This window comes from Corynebacterium sp. Marseille-P8863, assembly GCF_946902955.1.
Classification (GTDB): Bacteria; Actinomycetota; Actinomycetes; order Mycobacteriales; family Mycobacteriaceae; genus Corynebacterium; species Corynebacterium gottingense.
Genome location: NZ_CAMPQC010000026.1, coordinates 1 through 10,964 on the forward strand (window position 1 = coordinate 1; position 10,964 = coordinate 10,964).

6 protein-coding genes and 2 tRNA genes are annotated in these 10,964 nt (G+C 62.4%); 6 read left to right on the plus strand and 2 right to left on the minus strand.

Annotated elements, in window-relative coordinates:
- Positions 1–472: 472 nt before the first annotated feature.
- Positions 473–901, minus strand: a complete 429-nt coding sequence (locus OVO38_RS12200) for a hypothetical protein (protein ID WP_267208671.1) — start codon at positions 899–901, stop codon at positions 473–475.
- A gap of 96 nt (positions 902–997) precedes the next feature.
- Between OVO38_RS12200 and OVO38_RS12205 the strand changes: the two genes are divergently transcribed.
- A complete protein-coding gene (locus tag OVO38_RS12205; protein ID WP_267208672.1) occupies positions 998–1,915 on the plus strand; it encodes a hypothetical protein in 918 nt (305 codons plus the stop codon).
- 349 nt (positions 1,916–2,264) lie between these two features.
- Here the strand turns inward: OVO38_RS12205 and OVO38_RS12215 are convergent, their stop codons facing one another.
- A complete protein-coding gene (locus OVO38_RS12215) occupies positions 2,265–2,474 on the minus strand; it encodes a CopG family transcriptional regulator (protein WP_095535524.1) in 210 nt (69 codons plus the stop codon).
- 82 nt (positions 2,475–2,556) lie between these two features.
- Here OVO38_RS12215 and gyrA point away from each other — a divergent pair, with 82 nt between their 5' ends.
- From gyrA to OVO38_RS12240, 5 genes are all read left to right on the plus strand, one after another.
- Entirely contained in the window at positions 2,557–5,130 is a 2,574-nt protein-coding gene (gyrA, locus tag OVO38_RS12220; protein ID WP_267208674.1) for a DNA gyrase subunit A, read from the plus strand.
- A gap of 3 nt (positions 5,131–5,133) precedes the next feature.
- Entirely contained in the window at positions 5,134–5,478 is a 345-nt protein-coding gene (locus tag OVO38_RS12225; RefSeq protein ID WP_095278682.1) for a DUF3566 domain-containing protein, read from the plus strand.
- A 114-nt stretch (positions 5,479–5,592) separates the two neighbouring features.
- Positions 5,593–5,666: transfer RNA gene (locus OVO38_RS12230), tRNA-Ile, on the plus strand.
- 33 nt (positions 5,667–5,699) lie between these two features.
- Positions 5,700–5,772, plus strand: a tRNA-Ala gene (locus OVO38_RS12235).
- 406 nt (positions 5,773–6,178) lie between these two features.
- Complete coding sequence (locus OVO38_RS12240; protein WP_267208675.1) at positions 6,179–10,648, plus strand: hypothetical protein; 4,470 nt, start codon at positions 6,179–6,181, stop codon at positions 10,646–10,648.
- Positions 10,649–10,964 lie beyond the last annotated feature (316 nt).

The following is a 10,964-nucleotide window of genomic DNA, read 5'->3' on the forward strand; positions in this document are numbered from 1 at the left end:
ATATTGACAACTACATCGACTTCTACACCCACACCAGGCTGAAGTCGACGCTAGGCAACGGCTATGCCACCATCGCCGAACACCGCCAAGCACTTGGAGTCTAAACAACAACACACAAGCCCACGGGCACTCCAACAAAACATCCGCAGGCCCGGCGCTCGCATCCTCGTCATCCTGTCCTCGTCAAATAGGCGAATGGCACCCGGAGGCACCCCCGAAGGCATGCCGAGCCAGCCACATAGGCCCTCAAACCGGAGCCCAGCTCGGCGCGCCCATGCAAAAGGGCGACCCACCCCCAGGGTCGCCCTTAACGTGTGCCGATGGGCACGGCTGTTGCGGCTCTTCCGCCACAGTCACCTCGCCCGCTGCACCGTCGCCGTGCGCCTCCGCACAAAGCAAAACGAAACACAGGAGTCACATGAGTCACTGCAACCACAACCGTGCCAAATTTAGCACGGCGGTTGCGGCCACGCTACAGCTGGGGGAGCTGCGGCAGCGGGTACCCGGCGTCCTCGACGGCCTTGATCCAGGCAGGGACGTCGAAAATGCGGTTGCCCTCGGAGGATCCGTAGACGTGGCTCAGGCCGGCTTGGTTGGCAATTTGGTCGACGGCTTGGCGGAGGGGCGGGATGGCGTCGATAAGCAACTGCACCGATACAAAAGTGGCCAGGGCGGCGATGGTCAGGGAGATCGGGGCCGAGCCGGTGTAGGCGCTGCCGAGCGGTGGCTGTTCGGGGACCTGCGGGCCATCTTCGGGGACCTTGCCCTCCGGAATTTTCGAGCTCCCCGAGCTTGACGTGCTGGAACCCGACGACAGCTCGGACACACCTGCGTGCGCGGGCGCGGGGACGGCGATGGCGAGAGCGGCCGCGGTCAGCGCGGCAAGGGAGCGTTTTCTCATGCACAACACTCTATTCCGTTCGCGGGTGTGGGGGAACCGGCGCGTCGCTCGCTGCGTCTAATAGGTATGGCGAAGCTACACAATGGGATGCACACGATGGCGGGATTGCACATGGTGCACGGGGCGGTAGGGGAGCCAATCAACCGCGAGTTTTCGCTGCCGGCGACGATGCTGCGCGAGCCGAATTTGGTAGCGCACGCAGCAAGGCATCACCCACGCGGGATTGCTTACTCCGTGCCCGCCACCGACCGCGCCGTGGCCCACGCGCTGTCGCACCCTGGCACCACGGTCACCGGCATGGGCGCGCTGGCGCTTTACGGCCTGCCCTTCTTTGCGGATGCCTGCGACACTGTGCTTGTTGGCCCCGGAATCCGCAAGAACCGGCCGGCGACGCAATACACCCCGGCACTCTGGCGGCTCAAGCTGCGCGAACATGAGGCCTGGACCGTCATGTGTGCGGGTCAGCCCATATCTGTAGCAGCCCCTCCGCTTGCCGCGGTCCACGCGCTCCTAAGTATCCGCCGCCGAGAGTCGGCCTGGCACACCTTTGACGCCAGTGCGCTGACACGTGCAGTGCAGCTTATCGACGCCACACGGCGCTTCCTCAACCTCACCCCCGAATCCATCCGCATCAGTGCCTCCCGCAGGCTGGATAGGCGGTGGCTGTCCCAGGTGTTGGGTGCGTCGAGCGCGCTGGCAGACTCGCCAAAGGAAACCGAGATGCGCCTGCTAGCAACGCCGGTAGCGCAGAAGCATGGGCTGACCTTGGCCGAGCAGGTGGTGATCCGTAATAGGTGGGGTAAGCGGGTCACTGACCTGGACCTTGCCCTTATGGAACCCAAGATTGGGCTGATGTACGACGGCGCGCACCACTGGGACAAGCAGCAACGTACCTTAGATTCGCTGATCCAGATTGAGCTGGTTGCGCAGGGGTGGCAGGTGCTGCGCTTCGCCGAGGGGACTTTAGCCAGGTTGCCCGAGAGTGTTGAGGGGATTTTGCGCCGGACCTTGTGACAAATTTCGCATAGGAAACAAATACAGCGCTCCACGACCTGCGGAAACGCTCACCTGTGCGTTTGCTGTGGTCGACGATGTCACGGCGCCAACCCCGCCCACCGCCGATACACCTCCGCGGCCACTTCCGCGAAGCCGGAATTCTCAGTGCTTAAGGGCTGCATCCTCCGCACCGCTTCGGCTAGCTCCTCCGAAGCCTGCTCAGCAGTGGCACATACAGGCACCCCATGCACCCTTGCACCGGGGACGGAAGCACAAGCAACCAGGGCAGAGAAGGAGCGCACCCGGGCACCCGTATAGGCGCAGTACTCATCGGCAATGGCTAAAAGTTGCTCGGCGCTAAAACCCCTCATCGCGCTTGCCTGATGCGCGATTCCATAGTTTTGTACCCGGGGATGAGGGAGCGTGCGAGGTCGGTGACGGTGGCGTCGTCAAGCAGGCGCGACGCGGAGGTGACCACGGCGCGGCGGGCGGCCTCCTGCTTGGAGCAGCCCCACGCGGAGGCGAGCAGCACGAGCGCTTTGTCCTCGTCTGTGGTGAGCCGGAGTGTCATAGCCATACCACTTTGATACCACTGCTCAGCGCGGCAACGCGTCACAGGGCCGGTAAACTACACGTGAGCACAATAAGAAAGGTGAGCAATGAGCGACGACACCACGGGTGGCGGCAACTTCGACGCCATCCAACCCATTGACATCAATGAGGAGATGCAAACCAGCTACATCGATTACGCGATGAGCGTGATCGTGGGCCGCGCGCTGCCAGAGGTGCGCGACGGCATGAAGCCGGTGCACCGCCGCGTCATTTACGCCATGTATGACGCCGGTTTCCGCCCCGAGCGCTCGTACGTGAAGAGCGTGAAGGCCGTGGGTGAGACCATGAGTAACTACCACCCGCACGGCGACATCGCCATCTACGACACCCTCGTGCGCATGGCGCAGCCGTGGGCGATGCGCTACCCGCTGGTGGACGGCCAGGGCAACTTCGGCTCGCCGGGTAATGACGGCCCGGCTGCAATGCGTTACACGGAGTGCAAGCTCACCCCGCTGGCCATGGAGATGGTGCGCGACATCCGCGAGAACTCCGTGGACTTCGCCCCCAACTTCGACTCGAAGACGCAGGAGCCGACGGTCCTGCCGTCGCGTGTGCCGAACCTGTTGATGAACGGCTCGAACGGCATCGCGGTCGGTATGGCCACCAACATCCCGCCGCACAACCTCAACGAGCTGGCGGAGGCCATCTACTGGATCCTGGACAACCACGACGCGGACGAGAAGGCGACGCTCGACGCGGTGCTGGAGCGCGTGAAGGGTCCTGATTTCCCCACCTCCGGCCTGATCGTGGGCGACAAGGGCATCAAGGAGGCCTACACCACGGGCCGTGGCTCCATCCGCATGCGCGGCGTGACGGAGATCGAGGAGGTGGGCAACCGCCAGGTCATCGTGATTACGGAGCTGCCGTACCAGGTGAACCCGGATAACTTCATCCACAACATTGCGGATCAGGTGAATGCGGGCAAGATGGCCGGTATTGCCGACATTGATGATGAGTCTTCGGACCGCATCGGTATGCGCATCGTCGTGAAGCTGAAGCGCGACGCTGTGCCTCGCGTGGTGCTGAACAACCTGTACAAGCACTCGCAGCTGGAGACGAACTTCTCCGCCAACATGCTCTCCATCGTGGACGGCGTGCCGCGCACCCTGCGCCTGGACCAGATGCTGCGTTACTACGTGAAGCACCAGATCGAGGTCATCGTCAGGCGCACCCAGTACCGTCTCGACGAGGCCGAGAAGCGCGCCCACATCCTGCGCGGCCTGGTCAAGGCCCTCGACGCGTTGGACGAGGTCATCGCGCTCATCCGTCGCAGCCCGACGGTGGACGATGCGCGCCAGGGCCTCATGAAGCTTCTCGACGTCGACGAGATCCAGGCCAACGAAATCCTCGCCATGCAGCTGCGCCGCCTGGCCGCCCTGGAGCGCCAGAAGATCGTGGACGACCTGGCGGAGATCGAGCGCCTGATCGCAGACTACAAGGACATCCTGGCCAAGCCGGAGCGCCAGCGCGAGATCGTGGCGACGGAGCTCAAGGAAATCGTGGACAAGTTCGGCGACGAGCGCCGCACCCGCATCGTCGCCGCCACCGGCGATGTCACGGAGGAGGACCTCATCGCCCGCGAGAACGTGGTGGTCACCATCACCTCCACCGGCTACGCCAAGCGCACGAAGGTGGACGCCTACAAGAGCCAGAAGCGCGGCGGCAAGGGCGTGCGTGGCGCGGAGCTGAAGCAGGACGACGTGGTCAAGCACTTCTTCATCTGCTCCACGCACGACTGGATCCTCTTCTTCACCAACTTCGGCCGCGTCTACCGCCTCAAGGCGTACGAGCTGCCGGAGGCTGGCCGCACCGCCCGCGGCCAGCACGTGGCGAACCTGCTGGAGTTCCAGCCGGAGGAGAAGATCGCCCAGATCATCCAGATCCAGTCCTACGAGGACGCCCCGTACCTGGTCCTGGCCACCCGCGATGGCCGCGTGAAGAAGTCCCGCCTCACGGACTACGAGTCCGCGCGCTCCGCCGGCCTCATCGCCATCAACCTCAACGAGGGCGACGCCCTAATCGGCGCCGCGCTGACGCAGAACGACGACGACCTCCTGCTCGTCTCCGAGCAGGGCCAGGCCATCCGCTTCCCTGCAGATGATGACCAGCTGCGGCCGATGGGCCGCGCCACCGCGGGCGTGAAGGGTATGCGCTTCCGCGGCGACGACCAGCTGCTCGCCATGACGGTGGTGCAGGACGGCGAGTTCCTGCTCGTGGCTACCAGCGGCGGCTACGGCAAGCGCACCGCCATCGAGGAGTACAACCAGCAGGGCCGCGGCGGCATGGGCGTGATGACGTTCAAGTACACCCCGAAGCGCGGCAAGCTCATCGGCGCGCTGGCGGTGGACGAGGACGACCAGATCTTTGCCATCACCTCTGCGGGCGGCGTGATCCGCACCGAGGTCAACCAGATCCGCCCATCCTCGCGCGCCACCATGGGCGTGCGCCTGGTGGATCTTGGCGACGACGTCGAGCTGCTGGCCATCGACAAGAACGTCGAGGACTCCGGCGAAGAGGAGGCCACCGCGGTGGCGAAGGGCGAGAAAACCCTTGAAGAGGCCCAGGAGGCGACGCAATCGTCGATAAGCGGGGCCCCCGACGACGCCGAGGGTGAGGAGTAGGCGATGGCCGCACGAAAGGTAACCATCCGCAACGTCGGCGCGGGTTCCGTGTTCAAGGTGGCGACGATCCTGGCGCTGATCGGGTTCGTCGCGTGGATGCTGGGCATCACGATCGTCTACTTCGGCCTCGAGCAGGCCGGCGTGATTGAGTCGGTGAACTCGCTGATCGGCGGCGTCGGCGGCGACCAGGCCATCGACATGACCATCGTGCTCTCCGCCGCGGGCCTGCTGGGCCTGATCGGCGTGGTGTTCACCGCGATCATGGCGCCGCTGACCGTGGTGATCTACAACAGCATCGCGGATCTGGTTGGCGGCGTCACCTACACTATGTCCAACCGCGCACGGTAGGTTCGGCGGGGCTTTGGGGTGCTTATCGACGCCACGTAACCGCCCCAAAAACCCGCCCCCACCAGCCGATTTGGTGGTTATGGCGACGGTGCGTAATATTCTTATCCGTTGCCAGGGCCTATAGCTCAGTCGGTTAGAGCGCATCGCTGATAACGATGAGGTCGCAGGTTCGATTCCTGCTAGGCCCACTGGGACGCTATAATATATAGAGTCTCGGCAATGGGGCATTAGCTCAGTTGGTAGAGCACCTGCTTTGCAAGCAGGATGTCAGGAGTTCGATTCTCCTATGCTCCACAGGTCAAACCCTGTACCGTGCACGGTGCAGGGTTTTCTGTTTTCTCCAGACCCGCTTGCTTCCGGGCCCGGGACCGCGGGCGTGTCGGCGGCTTTCTGTGCTGATTTTAAGTTTTTGGGTGGGGTTTGCGCCTATCGGCGGGGGTGGGGCGGAAATGTGGTGTATATCACGCAAACTTTTTTGGGGTTTTGTCAGGTTGTAAATGCCGAGGTCAACGCGTTGCTGTGTTGGCTTGGGTGTGGCTGTGCGTGTTGTGGTGGGGTTTTCGCGGTGTCTGTGGTGATAGTGGACTACTTTCCACGAAATTGTTGTGATTGAATGAAAGTCTGTCAGTGTGAAGATCCGTGTTCAGGAGATCTCCAGGCTGCTTCGAATATCTCCGTCAAGTTTTTAAGGATTGAGCCGTTGCAAAACGCACATCTTAAGAAGCGCGTCATGGCCGCGCTTATCTCCACCGCCGTCGTCGCTGGTGGAACTGTCGTTGCTACCCCGTCCGCGCACGCAGACATTGCTGTTACGAGCAAGTATTCCCAGCTTCCTGCAGATGAGCAGCAGGCAGCTAAGCAGTTCAACTCCAACATTGGCTACAAGCAGGGTGCGTTTAATCAGGCGCACCTGATGTACGCCAACAACTTCGGCCCGGGCTGGTGCATTGACTTTGCGCAGCCCGCTCCGCAGCAGGATTCGCCCTACGTGTTGCGCAAGCTCGACGGCGTTTCCGGCCTGTACGGCTACAACGGTGAGCAGGGCGGCAACCTGGAGATCAACCCGGATATTGAGCGCGCCGCCATCGCCGGCACCAAGCGCATGCTTGACGCGTTTAACAAGGGCGACATGGAGCAGGCCGCGAAGCTGAACTTCGCCCTGCAGGCGCTCCTGTCCAACCACAAGGAGACGCTGAACCTGCAGCGCGGCTACATCTACGGTGACTACAAGGAGACCACCGGCGGCTTCCCCGAGATCACCAAGGAGGAGTTCGCACAGTGGACCGGCTTTGAGGTGCGCAAGCAGAGCGGCGCTGTTTCCGGCCAGTCCCAGTACGTCCTGCGCAAGAGCGACTCCTTCCAGGAAGCGACCAGCAAGGTCCAGGACGGCGAGTACGTCACCGTTCTGGTCCCGCGCGACTACAACATCAGCGACGAGCTTGGTAAGGAAGGCACGACCCAGCGCCTCATCACCATCGGACAGCCGGGCCTGGTTGGCTACGACCCGAACCCGAAGGGCCCGAACGTGACGGTGAAGACCACCACCGTTACCGAGACCCCTGAGGTGGTGACCAAGACCGAGACCGTCCCGGGCAACACTTACACCAAGACGGTCACTGAGCAGCCGGTCACCGAGACCGCACGCAAGACCGTCACCCCGACCTCCACCGTCACCGAGTGGGAGCAGCCGCAGGCTGAGGTGACCAAGACGGTCGAGCCGACCCGTACCGAGACCGAGAACGTCACCCCGCGGACCACGGTGACCGAGGTTGAGCGCAAGGACACCGAGACCGTCACCGAGACCACCACGCTGCCACAGCGCACCGTCACCGTGCGCAAGGGCACCCCGGTGGTGAAGACCGTGACCGAGAAGGCCACCGCCACCGCTACGGCAACCGACGACGCGAAGACCGAGGTTGCAACCGTCACGGCTGAGCCGAAGTACGTCACCGAGACGCAGACCCGCCCGGCGACGACCTCCACCAAGACCGTCACCGCCCAGCCGTCCACCGTCACCGCAACCACGACGGTGAAGAACGAGACGCACCAGACGAGCGAGAAGACCATCGAGGTCGAGCGCTTCTTCCGGTCCTACAAGTACGCCTTCAACTTCTCCCAGAAGAAGGACACCCGCGTCATCCCGGTGGAGAAGCTGACCAACTGGAAGATCGACTTTGTCGACGACTCTAACGGCCTGGTCAAGGTGACCAAGTCCAAGGACGGCAAGAGCCTGGACATCACCCCGGTCAAGGAGGGCGAGGGCGATGTGCGCGTCGTCGTCGTCGATGGTGAGGGCAACCGCCACGAGTACACGATCCACGTGATCAACAAGGCCGAGAAGAAGATCGAGACCACCGACGTTGTGGTGAACAACCACTACTTCAACGTCTCCATCGCCGGCCACACCCAGACCATCCCGGTCCCGCAGGGCTGGGAGTGGGAGATCACCGAGGGTGGCAACTACATCACCACCAGCGAGAAGGACGGCAAGATCACCGTCAAGCCCAACGATGGGGTCCTCAGCGCTACCGCCAAGATCTCGGTGCACGAGCCGGGCGAGGCTCCGCGCAACGAGAACAACTACATCATCAACATCGCTGCGGACAGCAAGTACGACCAGCACCGCGTGATTGGTAACTCCAACAACTACGTCCTCGAGCTGGACAACATTGCTGGCGAGCCGAAGGTTGTAGAGGGCGAAGACATCGTCGAGTCCCTGGAGAAGGACAAGGACGGCAACTGGGTCCTGACCCCGAAGGCCGACAAGACCGGCAAGGTGGTCATCACCGCCAAGGACGAGAAGGGCGACGACTACCAGTTCACCCTGGACGTCCGCCAGGGCACCAACGTCCTCGTCGACGTCGAGACCGCAAACATCCAGCCGAACACCGACGAGGCTGCCGAGCTCAACACCGCCGACGGCGAGTACGAGCTGGAGTTCAAGCAAGGCCAGGACATCGCCACCGTCAACGGCAAGGCCGTCGAGGGCGACACCATCAAGCTGACCGGTGACACCAACAAGATCCAGGCCTCCGGCGACGGCGTCATCGTTGCCAACCTCTACGAGATTGTCGACGGCCAGCGAATCCTGGTTGGCGTCTACACCATCATCGCGGGCAACCGCACCAAGGTCGAGACCCAGGAGGTCGAACGTGAGATCAAGGACCGCCAGACCGTAGAGATCACCAAGGGTGCCGAGGACCACGAGATTAAGGTCACGGAGGGTGCTGACAACGTCACCACCGCGGTGGTGGAGAAGGACGGCAAGGAGATCACCCGTGTCATGCCGAAGCCGGGCTTCGAGGGCACCGTCGTGGTTGAGGAGCGCCTCGGCGACGAGGTCGTGGTCCGCTACACCATCACGGTGACGCCGAGCGAGGCCAAGGAGCGTAAGCAGGACGTCAAGGCGACTTCCCAGATCAACATCACCCGTGATTCCCACCTGCAGCGCCTGGTCGTGGTTTCCGGCGAGAACCTGCTCAACACCCTGCCCAACGACAAGGACGGCCAGTACACGACCGACTTCAAGCCCGACGCTGAGGGCCAGGTTGTCATCGAACTGCGCAACTCCCGCGACCTGCCGATCCAGCGCTGGATCCTCGACGTCACCCCGGTCGCTCCGCGCGAGTACAACTACGAGATCACCGACCGTTCCGAGCTGAAGCTCACCGCGCCGGAGGGCTCCACCTACGAGGTTGTTGAAGGCAAGGACCTGATCAAGGTTACCGAGAACGGCGACCAGATCACCGTCAACCCGGTCGAGGGCGCCGAGGGCAAGGCCGTCGTCGAGTTCACCAAGCCGAACGGCGCCAAGGAACGCTACGTCCTGGACATCACCCCGGTCTCCGGTAACGGCGCCGGCAATGGCTCCAACGGCGAGAGCTCCTTCAAGGTCTCCGAGCTGGGCCACTTCACCGTGACCATCCGCAACGAGAACACCTACAAGGTGATCAAGGGCGAAGAGTTCGTTGACGTCACCGAGAAGGACGGCCAGTGGGTCCTCACCCCGAAGGAAGGCACCTCCGGCAACCACGTGGTTGTTGTGGAGACCAACAAGAAGGGTGAGATTGTCAACCGCCACAACATCGAGATCACCGGCCAGGGCAACGAGCTCTCCTTCCGCGAGGAGCGCCGCGTCCTGGACCGAGACATCGAGACCAAGGTGAACCCGGGCAAGGGCAACACCTTCACCGTGGTTCGTGGCTACGACCTGATTGAGAACCCGGAGCCGGACAAGGCGGGCAACATCAACATCAAGGCCCTGCCGAACAAGTCGGGCACCGTGCTCATTGAGGAGCGCGACAGCAACGGCAACCCGGTCCGCATCATCGAGGCCGAGATCCCGGAGACCTCCGGTGGTTCCTCCATCCCGGCTCCGGAGATCACCTGGAACCCGAACACCGGCCGCGGCTCCGACGGTTCCATCACCATCGTCGTCGAGGGCAAGGGCGACTTCATCGTCGAGGGCTGCGACAAGGTTGGCAAGTGCACGCAGATCGACCCGGACAAGATCAAGGACAACGGCGATGGCACCCACACCATCGAGAAGGGCGCTATCCCGGGCGGCACCACTGAGATCCACGTGACCCCGGTGGGCAACGGCGTTGTTGATGAGGACGGCACCATCAAGATCAACGTCAGCGTCAATGCCCAGGGCAACGCCAACGCTGGCGCTGGTCAGGGTGATGTGAATGTTGGTTCGTCTGATCCGAAGTGTATTGCTTCGTTGGTTGGTTTGGCTTCGCCGTTGTTGCTGCTGATTCCGTTGGGCATCCTGTCCCAGGTGAACATTCCGGGTCTTGAGGGTGTGCGTGGTCAGTTGAATGCTGCGATTCAGGATGCGAATAATCGTATTCAGCAGGGTCTGGGTATTTATGATCATGATCGTGCGTCGCGTGCTGCTGGTGTGCAGGGTGCGTTTGCGGTTGAGAATTCGCAGATGATTGGTGTGGCTGCTGGTGCGCTGGGCGTGATTACTGCTGGTTTGTTGATTGGTGATGCGGTGTTGCGTGCTTGTGGTCAGGAGGAGTCGACGTCGTCGTACCAGTTGGGTGAGGCGACGGATAATGACACGTTGCGTTATGGTTCGTCTGGTAAGTCGGCTGAGGCTCCGAAGTCCGAGGAGTCCGAGGCTGCGAAGCCGGAGGTTGCTGCGACGGCTGAGAAGTAGTTTGTAGCACCGACAACCGCCCGTGTTGGTTGGTCCCCGCTGGGGGTCCACGGCCCGCACGGGCGGTTCTGTCATTGCACTGCGCTTCAAGATGTCGACGGAAAACAACTCGCGTAGTATCGTTATGTGAAGGGGCCAGGGTGGCGCGGAGGCCGTTCCGAACCACCCCGGGGCCCCTTTTTATTTTTAGGGTTAAGCGACAAAATGTGTGCTTTTCTCGGCGTGTCGACTTAAGCGACAAAATGTGTGCTTTTTTGGGGGTGGGATGGGTGGTTTTTGGGTGTGTTGTGCTGGGGTTATGTTCGTCCTGCCCAGC

What these genes read in the sequence shown, in the direction of transcription:
- OVO38_RS12200 (WP_267208671.1), bottom strand. Translation starts at nt 901, where the DNA reads ATGAGAAAACGCTCCCTTGCCGCGCTGACCGCGGCCGCTCTCGCCATC.
- OVO38_RS12205 (WP_267208672.1), top strand. Translation starts at nt 998, where the DNA reads ATGGCGGGATTGCACATGGTGCACGGGGCGGTAGGGGAGCCAATCAAC.
- OVO38_RS12215 (WP_095535524.1), bottom strand. Translation starts at nt 2,474, where the DNA reads ATGGCTATGACACTCCGGCTCACCACAGACGAGGACAAAGCGCTCGTG.
- gyrA (WP_267208674.1), top strand. Translation starts at nt 2,557, where the DNA reads ATGAGCGACGACACCACGGGTGGCGGCAACTTCGACGCCATCCAACCC.
- OVO38_RS12225 (WP_095278682.1), top strand. Translation starts at nt 5,134, where the DNA reads ATGGCCGCACGAAAGGTAACCATCCGCAACGTCGGCGCGGGTTCCGTG.